The following is a 20,948-nucleotide window of genomic DNA, read 5'->3' on the forward strand; positions in this document are numbered from 1 at the left end:
TTAGTGGGTCAGGTTTATGATGATGGCAACGAAAAATATAAAAATGCAACCCGCGCGTCTGGCTGTTTATATCACCTTCGCGCTGACGCATGCTGTATCTGTGGCGCATGCCCGGGAAACCTTTAACGCCGAGCTGGTGGAGCTGGATAATCCCGGGATGGCAAAAGCCGATTTATCTGCGTTTGAATCCGGTTCGCAGGCACCAGGGAAATACCATGTTGATATCATTCTTGACGACCAGCTTATTGAGACGGGCGATATTGATTTTATTGCAGTAAACGATGAGAAGGGAAATGACAGCCTGCTGCCTTGTCTGAGTATTGCACAGCTAAAAAGCTGGGGCGTCAAAACCGCACTGTTCCCCGGCCTGACGAGCGAAACGACATCCTGTGTCAACCTGCAGGCAATCCCGCATGCCAGTACCGATTTTCAGTTCGGCGCGCAGCGGCTGGTCATCAGTATTCCTCAGGCCGCGATCGATCTGCCTGCACGAGGGTATGTTTCGCCGGAACAATGGGATGAAGGGATCACCGCCGCGATGCTCAACTACAGCCTGAGCGGGGCGAACAGCCGGGCAAAACAGGCCGGCATTAAGAACAGTAACAGTCAATACGCCAACTTACGCCCGGGCATTAACGTTGGGCCGTGGCGGCTGCGCAACTACACCACCTGGTCGCGGGATGAGACGGGCCAGGACACGTGGGATACCGTCTACACCTACGCACAGCTGGCCATTATCCCGCTCAACGCACAGCTCACCCTGGGCGATAGCGCCGCGCCCGCAGACGTGTTCGACAGTATGCCGTTTCGCGGCGGACAACTGGCTTCCGACGACGACATGCTGCCGGATTCGCTGAAAGGCTATGCACCCGTGGTTCGCGGTATCGCGCGGACCAATGCCCAGGTGGTGGTGCGGCAAAATGGCTATCAGATTTATCAGACCTATGTTGCGCCTGGTGCATTTGAAATTACGGATATGTACCCCACGGGCGGCGCGGGCGATCTGGATGTCACCATTAAGGAAGCTGACGGCAGTGAGCAACATTTCACTCTACCGTATGCCTCGTTGCCGGTATTACAACGCGAGGGGCGCCTGAAATATGCGGTGACCGGGGGCCAGTACCGCTCTTATAACCATAACGTTGATAAGACGCCGTTTGGGCAAATCACCGGGATCTATGGTCTTTCGCGGGGCGTCACGCTCTACGGTGGGTTGCAGGCGTCGAGCAAATACCAGTCTGTCGCAGCCGGGCTCGGGAAAAACATGGGCGATTTGGGTGCGATTTCTGCGGACGTGACCCAGGCCTGGTCCACCCCGCAGGACGGCAAAAAATCCAACGGGCAATCCTGGCGCGCGCGTTACAGCAAGAACTTTGTGGGAACCGGAACCCAGTTTTCGATTGCAGGCTACCGCTACTCGACCCGCGGTTACTACGGCATGCAGGAGATCCTCGATTCCTGGGGTGACAGCACTGCGCTTCAGGACCGGCGTCGCAACCGGGCCGAACTGACGATGAGCCAGACGTTGGGCAGCAATCTGGGTTCGCTGACCCTGAGTGCGGCCCGTGAAGACTACTGGAATTCGGGTAAAACGATGGCGTCATACAGCCTGGGTTACAACAACTACTGGCACAACATCAGTTACGGACTGACCTGGACTTACAGTAAAAACGGCAGTGCGGGTTCTTATGATGGTAATAAACGATACGACAGCGATCGGCTCCTGGCTTTCAACGTCAGTATTCCCCTTGAGAAATTTTTGCCGCAAACCTGGGCTAACTATGGCGTGAGCGCCAGTCAGCATAACGGCACCACACACAACATCGGTCTGAACGGGGTGGCGCTGGAAAACCATGCGCTGAACTGGAACGTGCAGCAGGGGTACGGGTCGGATGGCGTGGGCTACACGGGCAACCTGAATGGTGATTATAAAGGAACCTACGCTGAACTGACGGCGGGCTACAGCTATGACAAAAACAGCGAGCGCCTTAACTATGGCCTGCAGGGAGGCGTTCTCGCTCACCGGGAAGGGATCACCTTCTCACAGCCTCTCGGTGAGACCAATGTGCTGGTTAGCGCCCCGGGTGCGCACGATGTTGATATCCGTAATCAGGCGGGGGTCAAAACGGATTACCGGGGCTATACGGTGGTCAGTAATCTCTCCGTTTACCGTAAAAATGAGATCGCCCTTGCTCCGGAAAGTATGCCGGATGATGTTGAGCTGGAGATTAATACCCGCACAGTGACCCCGACGCGTGGCGCGATCGTGGTGGCTGATTATCAGGCGAAGGTGGGGCGCCGTGTGTTGTTTAATTTAACGCATAACGGCCAATTTGTTCCCTTCGGGGCAATGGCGAGCCTGAACGGTGTGGATAACAGCAGCGTTATTGTTGGCGATAAAGGACAGGTCTATCTCACCGGTCTGGATGCACGGGGAACGGTCGTTGTGACCTGGGGGACGGAAAGCGACCGGCAATGCCGCGCACCGTTCGTCCTCCCTCCGCCATCATCGGCAGGCGGAATTACCGAACTCAACGTCAATTGTCTTTAGGGTTTTTTAAAATGCGCTTAATTACGATGATATGTCTGCTGTGTATCGCAGCAGGCTGGAGCAGTGCCCATGCAGGCACCTGCACGACGATTACGCCCCAGGAATCTACGTTGTCCATCGACACCATTACGGTGCAGCGCGATGTGGCCGTTGGTACCGTTTTATTTTCGCGTAATGCGTCAATCACCAGCGCCTATTTAACGGGATGCACGAGTCCGGTAATGCTGGGATTTAGCATGCGATATCTGAATGCAACCCAGAGCGCTTTCGGAAATCACGTCTATGACACAAACGTAAGTGGAATTGGTATTCGTTTTTCATCTGGGGGATATTTTGAAAATCCGACCAATACCTTTTCTTATACCGCGCAGGCCAGCTATGTCGAATGGTGGGGCGGTAAAATAGAACTTATCGTGACCGGACCGGTCGCGTCAGGTTCACTCACGCCGGGAGTACTGGGCGTGGTGATGCTGCAGGGGAGCGATGGCATTTACCGTGATGCTCTGACGACCACGCTGCTGGGGGGAACGGTTAACGTGCTGGCCTGCAGCATCACCACCCCGCAGCTGACGTTCCCTATCGGCGATATTTCTGCGGCGACGTTTGGCTCGACGGTGGGCACCACACCGGCGGGCGCCCGGAATACGCAAAATCTTGGACTTAACTGCGATCCTGGCGCCAACGTGAATGTTTCGATCAGCGGTATTCAGAACCCGGACGTTGCGACGACGAGCGTGCTGGCACTTACGGGGCAAGGGAATACCGGCACGGCGAAAGGGGTTGGCGTTCAGTTGCTCTATAACGGCACGCCGCTGGCGTTAAATACGCGCCTGCCGTTAACCGTTGCCGCGGGCGGTCAGCAGACATTTCCGTTAACGGCGCGTTATTACCAGACAAAAACGACGGTTGAGCCCGGCACGGCCAATGCCTCTGCGACCTTAAATTTGACGTATCAGTGATGGATAAAGCGATGAATATTTTGCGCACGGCCGCGCTCGCCGCCACAGTAATAAGCAGCAATATCTTTGCGGCGGACAGCGTTAATGTCAGCGTTACCGGCAATATTATTGCCGCTCCGTGTATATTCAATGGAGGGAATGCCAGTCTGAATATTAATCTTGGCAATATACAGGCATCAAATATGGCTACGCCGGGATCTTCATCCGATCCTGTGCCCTTTAACCTGTTATTTACCCAGTGCCCGACGGGGACGCGCAGCGTGACGGTCTCCTTTACCGGCACTCCCGATCCGGATGCGGGAGCGGATTATTACATGAACAGCGGTTCGGCCACGCACGTTGCGATTGCGATGAGTGAGGCCGCGACAGGCGTGCTGAAAGGAACGGGTGCAAGCCTCACTCAACCTGTTTCAGCAGACAGAACGGCAACGATAGCCATGCTGGCATCGGTCAGATCCTTCACCGGCGGTGCGACGCCGGGGAGCATCAGTGCCGTCGTGGTCATGACGATGCAGTACAACTGATATGCTGAATATTGTGATTAAAGAGACCGACGCATTTTTCAGAGCGGGGTTGCAGTGTTTTCTTGTGGACTTCTTCTTTCATAATTTCAAACATCTGCTTCACTTTGACGGCGAACTTTCTCATGAAAATGTCAGTGCCGCCGATATTATTTTTCTCTCTTTATGTCAGGGGGAAACCCTGACCTGTTATCCTGAATTACAGGCGCGGAAAAAAGGAATTGTGGTTGGGCTGGTGGATGATGAACACCGTTTCTCGACATATCCGTCCTGTTTTCAGGATATGATTTTTATCTCGCGCCGCGCGTCGCTGGACAGGATCACCGAGGCGCTGTTTATCGCATGGTACCGCACACAGCTCTCAAGCTTTCACTGGAGGAAGAGAAGCTGCAGCGAATGCCAGCATAAAATATTATCGCCACAGCAAATTCGCGTTATGGTGAATTTTTACAGAGGATTATCGGTAGGGCAGATCGCGAATAAGCTTAAAACAAGTGATAAAACTATTTTTACCCATAAATATTTGCTGATGCAAAAATTCAACCTGCGCAGTGATTTTGAGCTGGTGGCTTTGATTCACAGGATGGTGGAGAAGAATACCCCTGGAAACCGGTTGCGAGACTATCTGACTCACCATCATGGTTAACCAGTATTCCCAATAACATACCAGGGGCGCAATAGTGTCATTCATTATCGCGCCCCTGATTCTGCGAATTACAAAACCGTTAAGCCTCTTTTCCTTACACGTTCACGGCATTGATCAACCGCGTTTTCATCGTCTGGTAAGACGATGCCGCAAAATCCTCCGCCCAGCGCTGGTCCTCAATGGCTTCCAGCGTTACCGCGCAGTACTTGGTTTCCGGCGTTTTAGAGACAGGGTCAAGGTTGTCCTGCGTTAACTCGTTGCAGGCGCCAATCCACCACTGGTAGGTCATATAGACCGCACCGGCGTTGATACGCTCACTGATGCTGGCGCGGGTGATGACCTTGCCCCTGCGTGAACTAACCCACACCAGCTGGCCGTCACGGATGCCCAGCTTATCCGCATCGGCTGGATGCATCTGTACCCGGCCAGGTTCGTCGGCCAGGCTTTGCAGCGCGGCGCAGTTCCCGGTCATTGATCGGCAGGAATAATGTCCCACTTCACGCACCGTGCAGAGCACAAGAGGGTAGTCATCATCAGGGGTTTCTGCCGGTGCGCGCCACGGTGCAGCAAAGAGCTGCCCCTTGCCGGTTGGGGTGTCGAACTGATTGTCTTTGTACAGGTATGGCGTTCCCGGATGATCCAGCGTCGGGCACGGCCACTGCACGTGGCCCATTTCGCCCATTTTTTCATAGGTCACCCCATAGAAAAGAGGGCACAACGCGCGCATCTCGTCCCAGATCTGCTGGTTATCGTCGTAGTGCATCGGATAGCCCATTTCGGTGGCGAGCAGGCTGATGATCTCCCAGTCACGCTTAACGTTGCCGCTGGCCTGAATGGCCTGGCCAAAACGCTGGAACCCCCTGTCGGCACAGGTAAAGACGCCGCCGTGTTCCCCCCAGGAGGTGGCAGGGAGCAGCACGTCAGCCACTTCCGCCGTTTTGGTCATAAAGATGTCCTGAACCACGACAAAATCGAGAGCGTCAAAACCGCTGCGGACCAGGCCGAGATCGGCTTCCGTCTGGAGCGGATCTTCCCCCATGATGTAATAGGCTTTGACCTTGCCTTCCAGCGCCAGGTGAGGCACTTCGGTAATGCGCGTCCCGACGCGATCGTCCATCTTGTTGACGTCAATTCCCCAGGCATCGGCGAACTTCTGTCTGACGGCGGGATCGGTCACATCCTGATAGCCGGGGAACATATTCGGCAGCACGCCCATGTCACAGGCACCCTGAACATTGTTTTGTCCACGCACGGGACCGACGCCGACGGCAGGACGGCCGAGATTGCCGGTCAGCAACGCCAGGCTGGAAAGTCCTTTAACCACATCCACAGCCTGACCAAACTGGGTCACGCCCATTCCCCACATCACGGTGGCGGAAGGGGCCGCCGCGAACGTACGCATTGCCTGACGAACGTCACTGGCGGGAATGCCGGTGAGGTGTTCAACCCGCTCTGGCGCATACTCTTTGACCGTCTGCCGATAGGCTTCAAGCCCTTCAGTAAAGCGTGCGACGTAGTTTTTGTCGTACAGCTCCTCTTCCAGCAGCACATAGCCAAAAGCGTTGACCAGCGCCATGTTACTGCCGTTTTTCAACTGTAGATGCTGGTCGGCAATGCGCGCCGTTTCGATGCGGCGCGGATCGCAGACGATGATTTTTGCACCGTTTTCCCGGGCTTTCAGCACGCGACGGGCGACGATAGGGTGGGAGTCTGCGCAGTTGTAGCCAAATACCAGCAGACATTTTGAGTTTTCAATATCGTTGATTGAATTACTCATTGCGCCGTTGCCAAGCGTCTCCTGTAAACCGGCCACGGAAGGGCCGTGACAAACGCGCGCGCAGCAGTCTACGTTGTTCGTGTTCAACACCGCACGGGCAAATTTTTGCATCACGTAGTTGGTTTCATTACCGGTGCCGCGTGATGAACCGGTGGTCATGATCGCGCGCGGACCGAATTGCGCTTTGATACTGCTGAGCTTGTGGGCGGTGTAGCGGATAGCCTCTTCCCAGGTCACGGGGGTGAATGCCTCTCCCTTACGATAACGGATCATCGGTTGGGTCAGGCGGGGAGTGAGCAGACGGGTGTCGTTGAGGAAGTCCCAGCCGTAAAATCCTTTCAGGCACAAGGTCCCCTGGTTTGTGACCCCCTCTGCCGCTTCGGCACGGAGGATACGGTTATTTTCAACAACAAGGTTTAATTTGCAGCCTGCACCACAGTAAGGGCAGACGCTGGCGATTTTTTTCATCAATAACAGACCTGTTAAGAAATGAAGCAAAATGACTGGTAAGCCCAGTCCCCTAAAAGGGATTAAGCAGAAACCATGCCATATTTAAAGTGCTTGTTTTACAGGGTGTTATGAGGGCGGGGGCGTGTCATCGTCAAATGTTCGTCAGTTTTGACGATGACACGAGAGCAGCGGCTGGGAATTAAAGGTCGTCCATGGTGTAACCCACGATGATTTCAAGCGTCTTACGAATAACATCCGCCTGAACAACATCATGGGTGGCTTCCAGCGTCTGGATGAGCCACAGAATGATGGCTTTATTTGACAGATGGCCTTCGGAAGCCAGAACACAGCGTACTGCAGTAGAAAAAACAGCGGACTCTTCAGCAAAACGATCGCCTGCGTGACGGAAATACTCCGACAGCGCGCTTTCTAAAAAAGCAGAATGGTATTCGGGTTGAAGCTGAATATTTTGTCTCATTTGTTCTCACCGTAGCTGTTAAATTGCAGTCAATGTATTTTTTTGGGATCGGACGGTTTTCCATTTCCAAATAACGGCACTACATTGTCTCGGTTATCATTGAGAGGTCCCTCTCTTGTTATTCGTCCTTGCGCGGTTCTGCGACGTTTTAATGGCAAGCTGTTTGAGCCGATTTCGGCAATCACCTTCGCCAGTGTCTCCCGCCGCCGGGGATCCTTTTCATGTACTTTCATATCCCGCAGACGCTGTACAAGAGCCTCAGTGGTGATCGGGCCGTGCTCTTTCAACAGAGAAAGAACGGCTTCCCCAATCAACTGGTCAGTCAGCTTATCTGCGTCACTGCTATTCATAACCTTACCGTTCGAAGAGCAGACCAAGCAGCATGTGATAGTGCTCTTCCTCTTCAGGGCCATCGGCTTTTTCGAGGCGGCTTAACAGCTTGGTACAGAGCGATTTGCGATTAAGGTTTCGCCCATCGCTCAGGATTTCAACCACAACTTGTCCCAGCGTTTCCTGTTGAGTGGGAAGCGCGGCTTTTTCGAAGTACTGTGCGATCGCTGCTGCGGAATCTGCGACGTAACCTTTCTGCTGCATGTTTCGCTCCTGTAAAATTTTGTAATCAGTAACGTTACATTTAAGGTATACACAATTTCCAAATCTGTACATAAAAAATGTACAGATTTTTAATGAAATTAGGATATATTTTATAAATTCTTTATTTTTCAATTTGTTGTGTGTTGTTCATGAAACGGTAATGTTACAGAATATATTGTACAAATTGACGAGCCACTGTTAAGTTGTACAGCGCCCCATAAATGCACCATTAACGGTCGTAAATGATTGAGATGTAAATTATTTGTCAGGCAATTAATGTGCTATAAAAAGAAGTCTCCCCACATGTTTTTGTGGTCAAACCTTAACCCCCCAGGACTCGCATGCTTACAACCATCATTTACCGCAGTCACATCTGCGAGGACGTGCCAGTGAAAGCGCTGGAAAATATGGTCGCTGCTGCAAATAGTAAAAACCGGCAATCCAGCGTCACGGGGATCTTGCTGTTCAACGGCACACATTTTTTTCAATTGCTTGAAGGGCCTGCGGAAAACGTAACGTCCATCTACGAACAGATCTGCTCTGACACGCGCCACCATAATGTGGTCGAGCTGATGCGCGATCACGGGCCTTCACGGCGTTTCGGTAAAGCGGGTATGGAACTCTTTGATTTGCGCCAGTACGACAGGGAAGAGGTGCTCCAGCAGGTGCTTGATAAAGGCACAACCCGCTACCAGTTGACCTACAACGACCGAGCGCTGCAGTTTTTCCGCACCTTTGTCGAGGCCACAGAGAAAGCCAACTATTTTGAGCTGCCGCCTGCGGATTCCTGGGATTTCGTCCCGGAAGAAACGCGCTTATCTGCGCAGCCTGAAGTCGTGGCAAAAGGGGCGGACTGTAGCTTTGCGTTTCAGCCTATCGTCGATCCTTTCATGCAGCAGGTTGTCTCCTGGGAAGCGCTTCTGCGCACTCCATCCGGTGACTCACCGGGAGCGTATTTCGCCAATCGCACGCGTGAAGAAGTGCATGCTTCTGATTTGCAAAGCAAACAGGTAGCTCTCTCCATGGCCAGCGCGCTGGGGTTACAGGATCAGACTTTATCCATCAATCTGCTGCCTATGACGCTGGTCAACGTGCCCAATGCCGTGGACTTTCTGCTCACCGCTATTGATGCAAATGGCTTTGTGCCGGAGCAAATTGTGGTGGAGTTTACCGAAAGTGAAGCCATTTCCCGTTTCGATGAGTTTACGCATTCGGTCAGACAGCTAAAAAGTGCGGGTATCAGCGTAACCATCGATCACTTCGGTGCCGGTTTTGCCGGGTTGCAGCTCCTGGCGCAATTCCAGCCGGACAGAATTAAGATTAATCGCGATCTGGTCGCGAACGTGCATAAAAGTGGCCCACGGCAGGCCATTATTCAGGCGATAATCAAATGCTGTGCCTCACTGGAAATACAGTTTTGCGCGGTGGGCGTGGAGAAGGCGGAAGAGTGGATGTGGCTGGAGTCTGCGGGCATTTCTCAGTTCCAGGGGCATCTTTTTGCCAGCCCCCGACACGGCGGTATCCCGGCTATCGCATGGCCAGAGAAAAAATACGATTTCTGACGAAGCTGTACAAAAACCTGCAGACTTGACTGTACGGCAGGCAAAATTTGTACAACAATGTATTAACAGCTGGATGGCCTTGCAGGCCATTCACCCGTGCAAAATGAGGTCTGAATTCTACAAATGGTTTGTACAATCTGATAAGGTTGGTGTAATTAGGTATGGAAGTTCTGAGCGTGAGGGAGTTAATGGCCTATTACAGTATCGGCGAAGTGGCCGAACGATGCGGTATCAACCCCGTTACGCTGCGTGCCTGGCAGCGCCGTTATGGATTGTTGAAGCCGCAGCGCAGCGAAGGGGGTCATCGTCAGTTTGACGACGAAGATATCCTGCGTATCGAAGAGATCAAGCGCCTGATGAAAAGCGGCGTTTCGGTCGGAAAAGTAAAATCCTTGCTGGAAAATAAGGAAGTGATGACTCAGGGTAACTGGGCTTCTTTCCAGGAAGAGATGATGACCGTTCTGCGTTACGCCAGCCCGGCAAAGCTGCGCGCCAAAATCGGTGAATTCCGCCGCGATCACGCGATGGATGCGCTGATCGATAACATCATTTCACCCGTCCGTCAGCGAATGAATCAGGATCAAAACACCGTACGCCATATGGCGAGTCTGTTTGACGGTGTCCTGATTGAATTTGCGATTGCAAGCCTCGCGGAATCGCGCAAGAAAGCGGGTAAAGACGCACTGCTGATTGGCTGGGAATGCGATGACCGTACACATCTTTGGCTTGAAGCCGCGCGTTTAGCCCAGAAAGGCTGGCATATTGACGTGCTGGCGGAACCCATTGATTCGCCGCGTCCTGAACTGTTCCCCGGGCAAAAAATCTTCGTCTGGACGGGAACATCGCCAACGCCCCGTCAACAGGAACAGCTCGATCACTGGCGTGAGCAGGGATTTAGCGTTTCATTTCACCACTGATTATCTGAGGCCTTGCGGCCTTTTTTTTTGTTTTTTCTCCTTTCCAGAGCAAAAGCTATCTTAAAAATAGGCATTTCCGATGCATATTTTACGTCCCCGTTTTGCGCTTTCTCGCTGATTAAATAAGCCATTATTTTTCAAAGTATTGAACAATTACATCCATCCCGCCCGCATCTTCAGACAGGGTCTATGCTTAATAAAAGTAGACAAAAAGGGCGGTTTAGCCGAATGCCCCTGCTGACAGAGGGTTGAAGTGATAATCGTTATCACTAACATGGTGTTATGCCCTGATGGCTAATCAGATGAGGTGGGCCTATGGAACTGCATTCAGAAACCTTCAATCCTGCCGATTTTGCCTGGCGTGGTTTGACGCTCACGCCTGCGGCGGCAGCGCATATCCACGAGCTGGTGGCGAAAAAGCCCGAGATCCTCGGCGTACGTTTAGGCGTTAAGCAGACCGGTTGCGCGGGCTTTGGCTACGTGCTGGATACTGTGACCGAACCCGAAAAAGATGATCTGGTCTTTGAAACCGACGGTGCGAAGCTGTACGTCGCGCTGCAGGCCATGCCGTTTATTGACGGCACGGAAGTGGATTATGTACGGGAAGGTTTAAACCAGTTATTCAAATTTCATAACCCGAAAGCTCAGAACGAATGCGGCTGCGGCGAAAGCTTTGGGGTATAGGCGGTACTATGTCTCGTAATACTGAAGCAACGAGTGATGTAAATACCTGGAGCGGCGGGCACTTTAATTATAAAGAAGGGTTCTTCACGCAGCTGCAGACCGATGAGCTGGCGAAAGGCATCAACGAAGATGTCGTGCGCGCCATCTCGGCCAAACGCAACGAACCCGAGTGGATGCTGGAATTCCGCCTGAGCGCTTACCGTGCCTGGCTGGAGATGGAAGAACCGCACTGGCTGAAAGCCCATTATGACAAGCTGAATTATCAGGATTACAGCTACTACTCTGCGCCATCCTGCGGCAGCTGCGATGATACGTGTGCTTCGCAGCCCGGTGCAGTACAGCAGACCGGTGCGGAGAACAGCTTCCTCAGTAAAGAGGTGGAAGAGGCGTTCAATCAGCTCGGCGTCCCCGTGCGCGAGGGGAAAGAGGTCGCCGTAGACGCTATTTTTGACTCCGTTTCGGTGGCGACCACCTATCGTGAGAAGCTGGCGGAGCAGGGGATTATTTTCTGCTCCTTTGGCGAAGCGATTCATGACCATCCTGAGCTGGTGAAAAAGTACATCGGCACCGTGGTACCGAGTAACGATAATTTCTTCGCCGCGCTCAACGCGGCGGTGGCGTCGGACGGGACCTTTATCTACGTGCCGAAAGGCGTGCGCTGTCCGATGGAGCTCTCCACCTATTTCCGCATTAACGCCGAAAAAACCGGACAGTTCGAACGCACTATTCTGGTGGCGGATGAAGGTAGCTACGTCAGCTATATCGAAGGGTGCTCCGCCCCGGTGCGCGACAGCTATCAGCTGCACGCGGCGGTCGTTGAAGTCATTATTCACAAAGACGCTGAGGTCAAATACTCAACGGTGCAGAACTGGTTCCCCGGCGACGGCAATACCGGTGGGATCCTGAACTTCGTCACCAAGCGTGCGCTGTGTGAAGGTGAAAACAGCAAAATGTCCTGGACGCAGTCGGAAACCGGCTCAGCCATTACCTGGAAGTACCCGAGCTGTATTCTGCGCGGGGATAACTCCATCGGTGAGTTTTATTCTGTGGCGCTGACCAGCGGACATCAGCAGGCCGATACCGGCACCAAGATGATCCACATCGGTAAAAACACCAAATCAACCATCATATCGAAAGGGATCTCCGCCGGGCACAGCCAGAACAGCTATCGCGGGCTGGTGAAAATCATGCCAACGGCGACCAACGCCCGTAACTTCACCCAATGTGACTCGATGCTTATCGGGGCCGACTGCGGAGCGCATACCTTCCCGTACGTCGAGTGCCGTAATAATTCAGCGCAGCTGGAGCATGAGGCGACGACGTCGCGTATTGGGGAAGATCAGCTCTTCTACTGCCTGCAGCGCGGGATCAGTGAAGAAGATGCCATTTCGATGATTGTGAACGGCTTCTGTAAGGACGTGTTCTCTGAACTGCCGCTGGAATTCGCCGTTGAAGCACAAAAACTCCTCGCCATCAGTCTTGAACACAGCGTCGGTTAAGGGAAAGCACATGTTACGTATTAAAGATTTACAGGTTAGCGTGGAAGATAAAGCGATCCTGCGTGGCCTCAATTTTGACGTCAAACCGGGTGAAGTTCATGCCATCATGGGGCCTAACGGCTCCGGGAAAAGTACGCTTTCAGCAACGCTGGCGGGACGTAAAGATTACGAAGTGACGCACGGCTCGGTCGAATTTAACGGCAAAGATCTGCTGGAGATGTCGCCGGAAGATCGCGCAGGTGAAGGTATCTTCATGGCCTTCCAGTATCCGGTCGAAATTCCGGGCGTCAGCAACCAGTTCTTCCTTCAGACGGCGCTGAATGCGGTGCGCAAGTATCGCGGACTGGAGGCCCTGGATCGCTTCGATTTCCAGGATCTGATGGAAGAGAAGATCAAACTGCTGAAAATGCCGGAAGACCTGCTGACCCGTTCGGTCAACGTTGGTTTTTCCGGTGGCGAGAAAAAGCGTAACGATATTCTGCAGATGGCGGTGCTGGAGCCACAGCTGTGCATTCTGGATGAGACCGACTCCGGTCTGGATATCGACGCCCTGAAGATTGTCGCTGACGGGGTGAACTCCCTGCGTGACGGCAAGCGTTCGTTCATTATCGTCACTCACTACCAGCGTATTCTCGACTACATCAAGCCGGATTACGTCCACGTGCTTTACCAGGGACGCATTGTGAAATCCGGTGATTTCACGCTGGTTAAACAACTGGAGGAGCAGGGTTATGGCTGGCTTACCGAACAGCAGTAATGCACTCCAGCAGTGGCACCGGCTGTTCGAGGCGCAGGGGAATCGCTCTGAGCTGGCGCAGCAGCACCTGCAGCAGATGCTGCGCCTCGGCCTGCCGACGCGTAAACATGAAAACTGGAAATATACCCCGCTAGATGGCCTGCTGAGCGGCGAGTTTGTGGCGCGTCCGGCGGCGATCGGTCCGGAGCGACGAGATGCCCTGGCGTTGACCGTGGATGCGGTACGGCTGGTCTTTGTCGACGGCGTTTATCACCCTGAACTGAGCGATGACACCCGGGAGAGCGGTTACGGGATTGTGATTAACGACGAACGCCAGAGTCTGGGCGCCCCGGTTCAGCCGGAGGTTTTCCTGCATTTGACCGAGAGCCTCGCCCGCAGCGTGACGCATATCCAGGTTAAGCGTAACCAGCGTCCGGCCAGGCCGTTGCTTCTGATGCATATCACCCAGGGCGTAGAGGGCGATGAAATCAACACCGCCCACTATCGCCACCATCTTGAACTGGCCGAAGGGGCCGACGCGACGGTGATTGAGCATTACGTGAGTCTCAATGACACCCGCCACTTTACCGGGTCGCGTCTGACGATGAACGTTGCCGCCAATGCGCAGCTCCACCACATTAAGCTGGCGTTTGAGAACCCCCAGAGCCACCACTTCGCGCATAACGATATCCTGCTGGGACCGGATGCCGCGGCGTACAGCCATAGCTTCCTGCTCGGCGGTGCGGTGCTGCGCCATAACACCAGTACCCAGCTTAACGGTGAAAATACCACGCTGCGTATCAACAGCCTGGCGATGCCGGTCAAATCAGAAGTGTGCGATACGCGCACGTGGCTTGAGCACAACAAAGGTTACTGCAACAGCCGCCAGCTGCACAAAACCATCGTCAGCGATAAAGGACGCGCGGTATTTAATGGTCTGATTAACGTCGCGCAACACGCCATCAAGACTGACGGGCAGATGACCAACAACAATCTCCTGCTGGGACGCCTGGCGGAGGTCGACACGAAGCCGCAGCTGGAGATTTACGCCGACGACGTAAAATGCAGCCACGGCGCCACGGTCGGGCGGATCGACGACGAACAGATGTTCTACCTGCGTTCCCGCGGTATCGACCAGCAGGCGGCGCAGAAAATGATTATCTATGCCTTTGCGGCGGAGCTTACGGAAGCGCTGCATGATGGCGTACTGAAGCAGCAGGTGTTGGCCCGTATTGGTCAGCGTCTGCCCGGAGGCGAAGCATGAGTTTTCCCGTAGAGAAAGTACGGGCAGATTTCCCGGTTCTGACCCGTGAAGTGAACGGTCTGCCGCTGGCTTATCTCGACAGCGCGGCCAGCGCGCAGAAACCGAATCAGGTGGTGGATGCGGAAGCCGAGTTCTACCGCCACGGTTATGCAGCAGTACATCGGGGGATCCATACCCTGAGCGCGGAAGCCACCCAGCGCATGGAGAACGTGCGCACGCAGGTGGCTGCCTTCCTCAATGCGCGATCGCCGGAAGAGCTGGTGTTTGTGCGCGGCACCACCGAGGGGATTAACCTCGTCGCTAACAGTTGGGGTAACGCTCAGGTCCATGCCGGGGATAACATCATCATTACCCAGATGGAGCACCACGCTAATATCGTACCGTGGCAAATGCTGTGTGAGCGCGTTGGCGCGCAATTACGCGTCATCCCGTTGAACCTCGACGGAACGTTACAGCTTGAGCAGCTTGACGCCTTGCTGGACGATAAAACGCGGCTCGTGGCGGTCACCCAGGTCTCTAACGTTCTGGGTACTGAAAACCCGGTTGCGGAGATTGTCGATAAGGCCCATCAGGCCGGGGCGAAAGTGCTGATTGACGGTGCACAGGCGGTAATGCACCACGCGGTGGATGTCCAGGCGCTGGACTGCGACTTCTACGTGTTCTCTGGACACAAGCTTTATGGCCCAACCGGTATCGGCGTGCTGTATGTGAAAGAGGACATCCTGCAGGCGATGCCGCCGTGGGAGGGGGGCGGGTCAATGATCGCTACCGTTAGCCTCTCGGAAGGGACCACCTACGCCCGTGCGCCGTGGCGTTTTGAGGCGGGCACGCCCAACACCGGTGGGATCATCGGGCTGGGGGCGGCGGTGTCTTACGTTTCCGGAATTGGTCTTGATGCCATTCACGAGTACGAACAGCTGCTGATGCATTACGCGCTGCAGGAGCTGGCCAGCGTGCCGGACCTGACCTTGTACGGGCCGGCTGACCGACAGGGTGTGATTGCCTTTAATCTGGGACAACACCACGCCTATGACGTGGGCAGCTTCCTCGACAATTACGGCGTGGCCGTGCGCACCGGGCACCACTGCGCCATGCCGCTCATGGCCTTTTACCAGGTTCCGGCAATGTGCCGCGCATCGCTGGTGATGTATAACACAATGGAAGAGGTCGACAGGCTGGTGGCGGGACTAAAACGCATTCACCAGTTGCTGGGCTGACAAAGAGGCGAACGATGGCAGAACTGCCGGATAAAGAGAAATTGCTGCGCAACTTTGGGCGTTGCGCAAACTGGGAAGAGAAATACCTCTACATCATTGAGCTGGGGCAGCGTCTGCCGCCGCTTAGTGAAGAGGCGCATACCCCGGAGAACAGTATTCAGGGCTGTCAAAGCCAGGTGTGGATTGTGATGGCGCAGTCTGACGATGGCACGATAACCCTGCAGGGTGACAGCGATGCGGCAATAGTAAAAGGGCTGATTGCGGTGGTCTTTATTCTTTATCACCAGATGTCAGCGCAGGATATTGTCGCCTTCGATGTCCGCCCGTGGTTTGAAAAAATGGCCCTCACCCAACACCTCACCCCGTCTCGTTCCCAGGGACTGGAAGCGATGATTCGCGCCATTCGCGCCAAAGCGGCAATCCTTAGCTAGACTTACAGAACAGCATTCATTCTGTTTCGCGAGGTGGTTCCCGCCTCGCTGGTTTTTCAGCTTTCTGGCATTCTGCCAGTGAATAAGGAATCTCAGCATGAAGCGCGCGTCTCTCATAACTCTATTACTCCTCAGTTCGCTCGGTGCACTTAATTCGGCCCGCGCGATGGACTATCCGTTGCCGCCCGCAGGCAGTCGCCTGATTGGGCAAAATCAAACCTACACCATACAGGAAGGGGATAATAAGCTGCAGACCATCGCCCGCCGGTTTAATACCGCGGCACAGGTGATCCTCGAAACGAACAATACGATTGCGCCGGTAAACCCTGCACCGGGAACCGTTATCACGATCCCGTCGCAGATGCTGCTACCCGACACGCCGCGCGAGGGTATTGTTGTGAACCTCGCTGAGCTGCGGCTTTACTATTTCCCGCCGGGAGAGAACATTGTCCAGGTTTTCCCCCTTGGCATCGGGCAACTGGGGCTGGAAACACCGGTGAGCACGACCCGCGTCAGTCAAAAAATCCCGAACCCAACCTGGACGCCGACGGCCGGTATCAGAGCCCGTTCGCTGGCGCAGGGAATTAAACTGCCTCCTGTGGTTCCCGCAGGGCCAAATAACCCGCTGGGACGCTATGCCCTGCGTTTGGGTATTGGCAATGGGGAATATCTTATCCACGGAACCAGTGCGCCAGACAGCGTTGGCTTGCGCGTCAGTTCCGGCTGTATGCGAATGAACGCCCCGGATATTAAAGCCCTGTTCGAACAGGTACGGGTTGGTACTCGGGTACAAATCATCAATGAGCCAGTGAAATTCGCGGTTGAGCCGGATGGTAAACGCTATATTGAGGTCCATCGTCCGCTGGCGCAGGTGGAAGGTGAAAACCCACAGATTTCGCCCATTACGCACTCCGCCGACTTTGCGACCTTTGTTTCACAGTCCGGAAGCGATAAGGCGCTGATCGATAAAGCCCTGGCGCGCCGTGCGGGGATCCCGGTTATGGTTTCTGCGGGAAGCGGCCCGTCGGCCAGTAACAGCGTATTGTCAGTGCAGAACAGTCGTGTGTCCGCGGCGGTAGCGGAAGAGGCAGGGGAGAAGATGACGCAGTAGAGCCGTATGACGCAGGCAAAAAAAATGGCGCACAATGTGCGCCATTTTATTAACAGGTACTATTACTTACGGTATTTAGTAGCCTGGTTGTCCAGACGCTGGTTAGCGCGAGCTGCGTCGTCTTTAGCAGCCTGAACGTCGGAACGCATTGCGTTCACGTCGTTGCTCAGCTGGTCAACTTTAGCGTTCAGAGTCTGAACGTCAGAAGACAGCTGATCGATTTTAGCGTTGCTGGAGCAACCAGCCAGCAGAGTAGAACCCAGGATTACCGCGCCCAGTACCAGTTTAGTACGATTCATTATTAATACCCTCTAGATTGAGTTAATCTCCATGTAGCGTTACAAGTATTACACAAAGTTTTTTGGGTTGAGAATATTTTTTTGATGGGAATACGCCTATTTTTGATCGTTCGCTCAAAGAAGCATCGAATCGGCCCTTTTTGAGTAAAAAGCTATGTAAAAAAAGGCATTTTTCATCGGATTCATCTTAGATAATTCGCAATTAAATAGAAAAACCCGATTTGCTTTTTGAATGAGTTTGGCTAATGACTGGAATAAAAAAAGCGCCCATTGGGCGCTTTTTATCAAAATTAATTCGTTCGTGAATTATTACAGCACGTGAACGGATGCAGTATTGGTCGTTCCGCTTGGTACCAGCGCACCAGAAACCATAACCACAACGTCGCCTTTCTGTGCCAGACCGCTTTCCAGAGCCATGGCTTTACCCTGAATGTAGAAATCGTCAGTAGAGGCAATCTCTTTAACCAGGTGTGCAACGACGCCTTTGCTCAGCACCAGCTGACGCGCGGTGGTTTCGTTGGTGGTCAGGGCCAGGATAGTGGCATCCGGGAAGTATTTACGCACTGCACGCGCAGATTTACCGCCCTGGGTCGCAACCACAATCAGTGGCGCTTCCAGTTTCTCAGCAGTTTCTACCGCACCGCGGCAAACGGCTTCGGTGATGCGCAGCTTGCGGCTGTCGTTATTGAAGTCCAGACGGCTGGTCATCACGCGGTCAGTACGTTCACAGATGGTCGCCATAATGCCAACCGCTTCCAGAGGATATTTCCCTTTTGCGGATTCGCCGGACAGCATAACAGCATCGGTACCGTCGAGGATGGCGTTAGCCACGTCGCCTGCTTCAGCGCGGGTTGGGCGTGGGTTTTTGATCATAGAGTCCAGCATCTGCGTCGCGGTAATAACCACTTTACGCGCGCGAACACATTTTTCGATCATCATCTTCTGCGCGAAGATCACTTCTTCAACCGGGATTTCAACGCCCAGGTCGCCACGTGCAACCATGATGCCGTCAGACGCTTCGAGGATTTCGTCGAAGTTGTTCAGGCCTTCCTGGTTTTCGATTTTGGAGATGATCTGGATCTTCTCGCCGCCGTGCGCTTTCAGGTGCTCGCGAATTTCGACCACGTCAGAACGCTTACGGATGAAGGACGCTGCAACGAAGTCAACGCCTTGTTCGCAGCCGAATATCAGGTCTTGCTTGTCTTTTTCAGCCAGTGCTGGCAGTGCGATAGAAACGCCCGGCAGGTTAACGCCTTTGTTTTCGCCCAGGTCGCCGTTGTTCAGCACTTTACAGATAACCTTGTTACCTTCAATCGCGGTCACTTCCATACCGATCAGACCATCGTCGACCAGGACGGTGTTACCGACGGACAGATCGCTGGTGAAGCCTTCATAGGTGACCGCAACGATTTCGCTGTTACCGACTACGGATTTGTCGGTGGTGAAGGTAAAGGTCTGGCCCGCTTTCAGAGAGACGTCGTTGCCGCCTTCCAGTTTGATGGTACGGATTTCCGGACCTTTAGTGTCGAGCAGGATAGCCGCTTTTTTACCGGTTTTGCTCATCACGTTGCGCAAGTTCTGGATACGCTGACCGTGTTCTGCATAGTCACCGTGAGAGAAGTTCAGACGCATCACGTTCATGCCGGCGTCCAGCATTTTGCTCAGCATCTCTTCGGATTCGGTTTTCGGGCCGATAGTACAAACAATTTTCGTCTTTTTCATGACAGTCTTAGTCTTTAAGTTGGGAAGGATATGGAAATCTCGCTCCGGGGGCGCACCGCCGCAGAGTCAAACCTGTGTTGCAAAAGAGTATATGACACGCACTAAGGATAGGAGACATCAAATGAGCGTGCAGAAGAAAGTGTGCCTGAGTGACAGCCCAACGAAGGAGAGGAGAAGTTGTACGTTGTTTTTTGTATTCCAAGCGCTGAAACCATTCACCAGGGATTTGGCGCGCATTATACGCTGATTTTAAGATAAAAGGAAAATGGAAACGGTGTTTCAGAAATAATCAATGCCGTTTTACATAATATTGTTATCAACGCGTTAAGCCATGATGACAACTTATCGCGGCAGGTGATTGACCTGCCGCATTTTGCTTATTTTTGCAGCGCCTGACTGAGGTCGGCGATGAGGTCTTTAGGATCTTCAATCCCCACCGACAGGCGAATCAGCTGTGGCACAATACCGTTTGCCAGCCGTTGCGCCAGCGGAATCGAGGCGTGCGTCATGCTGTAAGGCTGGCTCACCAGACTCTCCACGCCGCCCAGGCTTTCCGCAAGGGTGAACAACGTCAGGTTGCGAATCACCTCTGTGGCGCGTTGCGCATCACCTTTCACCACGACAGAAATCATCCCGCCGGGCAGCGCCATCTGCGTGCGGGCAAGCTGATATTGCGGGTGCGACTCCAGTCCGGGATAAAAGACCCGTTCAACCAGCGGATGCTGTTCCAGCCATTGCGCAATCGCCAGCGCGTTGCTGCTGTGTCTCTCTATGCGGAGCGAAAGGGTACGAATACCGCGCAGGGTCAGGAAGCTGCTAAACGGGTCCAGTACGCCGCCGACCGCGTTCTGCAGGTAGCCAAGCCTGTCCGCCAGCGCCGGATTATCACCCACCACCGCCAGCCCGGCCACCACGTCAGAGTGGCCGTTAAGGTATTTGGTTGCTGAGTGCACCACGATGTCGAAACCCGACGCCAGCGGACGGTGAATGACCGGCGATGCGAAGGTGTTATCCGCCACGCTGATAACGTTATGACGACGGGCGATGTCAGCGATAGCCGCTAAATCCGCCAGCTTCAGCAGAGGGTTGGTAGGTGTTTCAACCCAGATCATGCGGGTGTCCGGGCGAATAGCCGCCTCAAGCCCGGCTAAATCGTCCGGCTTAACCCAGCTGACCTGCAGACCGGTGCTGCGTTTGCGGACATTTTCAATCAGGCGATATGTGCCGCCGTAGACGTCATCAATGGCGACAATATGGCTGTCTTTATCCAGCAGTTCAAGCACGGTGGAGATGGCGGCAAGACCGGATGCAAAGGCGTAGCCGCGCGTTCCGCCTTCCAGTTCGGCGATGGCGGTTTCGAGCGCATGGCGCGTCGGATTGCCGCTGCGGGAATACTCATAGCCGGTATGCTCCCCGGGAGAGGGTTGCGCAAACGTCGAGGTGGCGTAAATCGGCGGCATAACGGCGCCATGCTGATCATTGAACGCGCCGCTGTGGACGCTCAGGGTTGCCAGGTTTTTCATCATCTGT

21 protein-coding genes are annotated in these 20,948 nt (G+C 53.9%); 13 read left to right on the plus strand and 8 right to left on the minus strand.

Features of this window, described 5'->3' with window-relative positions; translation table 11 throughout:
- Positions 1 to 22 precede the first annotated feature (22 nt).
- From A4308_RS14025 to A4308_RS14040, 4 genes are read left to right on the plus strand one after another with little or no spacing between them, the layout of a single operon-like run.
- Positions 23 to 2,551, plus strand: coding sequence for a fimbria/pilus outer membrane usher protein (locus A4308_RS14025; RefSeq protein WP_049010375.1), 2,529 nt, complete (start codon positions 23 to 25; stop codon positions 2,549 to 2,551).
- An 11-nt stretch (positions 2,552 to 2,562) separates the two neighbouring features.
- On the plus strand, positions 2,563 to 3,510 hold the full coding sequence (locus A4308_RS14030) for a fimbrial protein (RefSeq protein ID WP_045282173.1): 948 nt from the start codon (positions 2,563 to 2,565) through the stop codon (positions 3,508 to 3,510).
- A gap of 11 nt (positions 3,511 to 3,521) precedes the next feature.
- Positions 3,522 to 4,034, plus strand: a complete 513-nt coding sequence (locus A4308_RS14035; protein WP_023332796.1) for a fimbrial protein — start codon at positions 3,522 to 3,524, stop codon at positions 4,032 to 4,034.
- 1 nt (position 4,035) lies between these two features.
- Complete coding sequence (locus tag A4308_RS14040; RefSeq protein WP_023332797.1) at positions 4,036 to 4,677, plus strand: helix-turn-helix transcriptional regulator; 642 nt, start codon at positions 4,036 to 4,038, stop codon at positions 4,675 to 4,677.
- 94 nt (positions 4,678 to 4,771) lie between these two features.
- On the opposite strand, the gene fdhF is transcribed toward A4308_RS14040, so the two are convergent.
- From fdhF to ycgZ, 4 genes are all read right to left on the minus strand, one after another.
- Entirely contained in the window at positions 4,772 to 6,922 is a 2,151-nt protein-coding gene (fdhF, locus tag A4308_RS14045; protein WP_045282004.1) for a formate dehydrogenase subunit alpha, read from the minus strand.
- Between the two features lie 181 nt (positions 6,923 to 7,103).
- Positions 7,104 to 7,382, minus strand: a complete 279-nt coding sequence (locus A4308_RS14050; RefSeq protein ID WP_063308641.1) for a biofilm development regulator YmgB/AriR family protein — start codon at positions 7,380 to 7,382, stop codon at positions 7,104 to 7,106.
- A 29-nt stretch (positions 7,383 to 7,411) separates the two neighbouring features.
- Entirely contained in the window at positions 7,412 to 7,732 is a 321-nt protein-coding gene (locus tag A4308_RS14055; RefSeq protein ID WP_045282005.1) for a hypothetical protein, read from the minus strand.
- Positions 7,733 to 7,736: 4 nt separating this feature from the next.
- Positions 7,737 to 7,976: a regulatory protein YcgZ gene (gene ycgZ / locus A4308_RS14060; protein WP_008500634.1), complete on the minus strand. Its 240-nt coding sequence runs from the start codon at positions 7,974 to 7,976 to the stop codon at positions 7,737 to 7,739.
- Between the two features lie 341 nt (positions 7,977 to 8,317).
- On the opposite strand from ycgZ, the gene A4308_RS14065 reads away from it, so the two are divergent.
- From A4308_RS14065 to ldtE, 9 genes are all read left to right on the plus strand, one after another.
- Positions 8,318 to 9,538: a diguanylate phosphodiesterase gene (locus tag A4308_RS14065; RefSeq protein WP_014883528.1), complete on the plus strand. Its 1,221-nt coding sequence runs from the start codon at positions 8,318 to 8,320 to the stop codon at positions 9,536 to 9,538.
- A gap of 188 nt (positions 9,539 to 9,726) precedes the next feature.
- On the plus strand, positions 9,727 to 10,455 hold the full coding sequence (locus A4308_RS14070; RefSeq protein ID WP_014883529.1) for a MerR family transcriptional regulator: 729 nt from the start codon (positions 9,727 to 9,729) through the stop codon (positions 10,453 to 10,455).
- Positions 10,456 to 10,770: 315 nt separating this feature from the next.
- A complete protein-coding gene (gene sufA, locus A4308_RS14075; protein ID WP_008500631.1) occupies positions 10,771 to 11,139 on the plus strand; it encodes a Fe-S cluster assembly scaffold SufA in 369 nt (122 codons plus the stop codon).
- An 8-nt stretch (positions 11,140 to 11,147) separates the two neighbouring features.
- Positions 11,148 to 12,638 (plus strand): Fe-S cluster assembly protein SufB, encoded by a 1,491-nt coding sequence (gene sufB / locus A4308_RS14080; RefSeq protein WP_045282006.1) that lies wholly within the window; start codon positions 11,148 to 11,150, stop codon positions 12,636 to 12,638.
- Between the two features lie 10 nt (positions 12,639 to 12,648).
- Positions 12,649 to 13,395, plus strand: coding sequence for a Fe-S cluster assembly ATPase SufC (sufC, locus tag A4308_RS14085; protein WP_063308642.1), 747 nt, complete (start codon positions 12,649 to 12,651; stop codon positions 13,393 to 13,395).
- On the plus strand, positions 13,370 to 14,638 hold the full coding sequence (gene sufD, locus A4308_RS14090; RefSeq protein ID WP_014883532.1) for a Fe-S cluster assembly protein SufD: 1,269 nt from the start codon (positions 13,370 to 13,372) through the stop codon (positions 14,636 to 14,638). Before sufC ends, sufD begins: the two co-directional genes overlap by 26 nt.
- Positions 14,635 to 15,855, plus strand: coding sequence for a cysteine desulfurase SufS (gene sufS, locus A4308_RS14095; protein ID WP_045135082.1), 1,221 nt, complete (start codon positions 14,635 to 14,637; stop codon positions 15,853 to 15,855). Before sufD ends, sufS begins: the two co-directional genes overlap by 4 nt.
- 14 nt (positions 15,856 to 15,869) lie before the next feature.
- Complete coding sequence (gene sufE, locus A4308_RS14100; protein ID WP_014883534.1) at positions 15,870 to 16,286, plus strand: cysteine desulfuration protein SufE; 417 nt, start codon at positions 15,870 to 15,872, stop codon at positions 16,284 to 16,286.
- Between the two features lie 97 nt (positions 16,287 to 16,383).
- Entirely contained in the window at positions 16,384 to 17,397 is a 1,014-nt protein-coding gene (gene ldtE / locus A4308_RS14105; RefSeq protein WP_032636838.1) for a L,D-transpeptidase LdtE, read from the plus strand.
- A gap of 62 nt (positions 17,398 to 17,459) precedes the next feature.
- On the opposite strand, the gene lpp is transcribed toward ldtE, so the two are convergent.
- From lpp to A4308_RS14120, 4 genes are all read right to left on the minus strand, one after another.
- Positions 17,460 to 17,696: a murein lipoprotein Lpp gene (lpp, locus tag A4308_RS14110; protein ID WP_001082307.1), complete on the minus strand. Its 237-nt coding sequence runs from the start codon at positions 17,694 to 17,696 to the stop codon at positions 17,460 to 17,462.
- Between the two features lie 309 nt (positions 17,697 to 18,005).
- Positions 18,006 to 19,418, minus strand: coding sequence for a pyruvate kinase PykF (gene pykF, locus A4308_RS14115; protein ID WP_014883536.1), 1,413 nt, complete (start codon positions 19,416 to 19,418; stop codon positions 18,006 to 18,008).
- Positions 19,419 to 19,425: 7 nt separating this feature from the next.
- A complete protein-coding gene (gene ynhH, locus A4308_RS22985) occupies positions 19,426 to 19,620 on the minus strand; it encodes a protein YnhH (protein ID WP_418251742.1) in 195 nt (64 codons plus the stop codon).
- A 175-nt stretch (positions 19,621 to 19,795) separates the two neighbouring features.
- Positions 19,796 to 20,941, minus strand: a complete 1,146-nt coding sequence (locus A4308_RS14120; RefSeq protein WP_045282009.1) for a trans-sulfuration enzyme family protein — start codon at positions 20,939 to 20,941, stop codon at positions 19,796 to 19,798.
- Between the last annotated feature and the right edge of the window lie 7 nt (positions 20,942 to 20,948).

The sequence above is a fragment of the Enterobacter sp. ODB01 genome, from assembly GCF_001623605.1.
GTDB classification, from domain to species: Bacteria; Pseudomonadota; Gammaproteobacteria; order Enterobacterales; family Enterobacteriaceae; genus Enterobacter; species Enterobacter kobei.

Coding starts and splice junctions, on each gene's coding strand:
- pykF (WP_014883536.1), bottom strand. CDS start 19,418: ATGAAAAAGACGAAAATTGTTTGTACTATCGGCCCGAAAACCGAATCC.
- ldtE (WP_032636838.1), top strand. CDS start 16,384: ATGAAGCGCGCGTCTCTCATAACTCTATTACTCCTCAGTTCGCTCGGT.
- sufD (WP_014883532.1), top strand. CDS start 13,370: ATGGCTGGCTTACCGAACAGCAGTAATGCACTCCAGCAGTGGCACCGG.
- sufC (WP_063308642.1), top strand. CDS start 12,649: ATGTTACGTATTAAAGATTTACAGGTTAGCGTGGAAGATAAAGCGATC.
- A4308_RS14030 (WP_045282173.1), top strand. CDS start 2,563: ATGCGCTTAATTACGATGATATGTCTGCTGTGTATCGCAGCAGGCTGG.
- sufA (WP_008500631.1), top strand. CDS start 10,771: ATGGAACTGCATTCAGAAACCTTCAATCCTGCCGATTTTGCCTGGCGT.
- sufB (WP_045282006.1), top strand. CDS start 11,148: ATGTCTCGTAATACTGAAGCAACGAGTGATGTAAATACCTGGAGCGGC.
- A4308_RS14070 (WP_014883529.1), top strand. CDS start 9,727: ATGGCCTATTACAGTATCGGCGAAGTGGCCGAACGATGCGGTATCAAC.
- lpp (WP_001082307.1), bottom strand. CDS start 17,696: ATGAATCGTACTAAACTGGTACTGGGCGCGGTAATCCTGGGTTCTACT.
- A4308_RS14050 (WP_063308641.1), bottom strand. CDS start 7,382: ATGAGACAAAATATTCAGCTTCAACCCGAATACCATTCTGCTTTTTTA.
- A4308_RS14035 (WP_023332796.1), top strand. CDS start 3,522: ATGAATATTTTGCGCACGGCCGCGCTCGCCGCCACAGTAATAAGCAGC.
- fdhF (WP_045282004.1), bottom strand. CDS start 6,922: ATGAAAAAAATCGCCAGCGTCTGCCCTTACTGTGGTGCAGGCTGCAAA.
- ycgZ (WP_008500634.1), bottom strand. CDS start 7,976: ATGCAGCAGAAAGGTTACGTCGCAGATTCCGCAGCAGCGATCGCACAG.
- sufE (WP_014883534.1), top strand. CDS start 15,870: ATGGCAGAACTGCCGGATAAAGAGAAATTGCTGCGCAACTTTGGGCGT.
- sufS (WP_045135082.1), top strand. CDS start 14,635: ATGAGTTTTCCCGTAGAGAAAGTACGGGCAGATTTCCCGGTTCTGACC.
- A4308_RS14040 (WP_023332797.1), top strand. CDS start 4,036: ATGCTGAATATTGTGATTAAAGAGACCGACGCATTTTTCAGAGCGGGG.
- A4308_RS14025 (WP_049010375.1), top strand. CDS start 23: ATGGCAACGAAAAATATAAAAATGCAACCCGCGCGTCTGGCTGTTTAT.
- A4308_RS14055 (WP_045282005.1), bottom strand. CDS start 7,732: ATGAATAGCAGTGACGCAGATAAGCTGACTGACCAGTTGATTGGGGAA.
- A4308_RS14120 (WP_045282009.1), bottom strand. CDS start 20,941: ATGAAAAACCTGGCAACCCTGAGCGTCCACAGCGGCGCGTTCAATGAT.
- A4308_RS14065 (WP_014883528.1), top strand. CDS start 8,318: ATGCTTACAACCATCATTTACCGCAGTCACATCTGCGAGGACGTGCCA.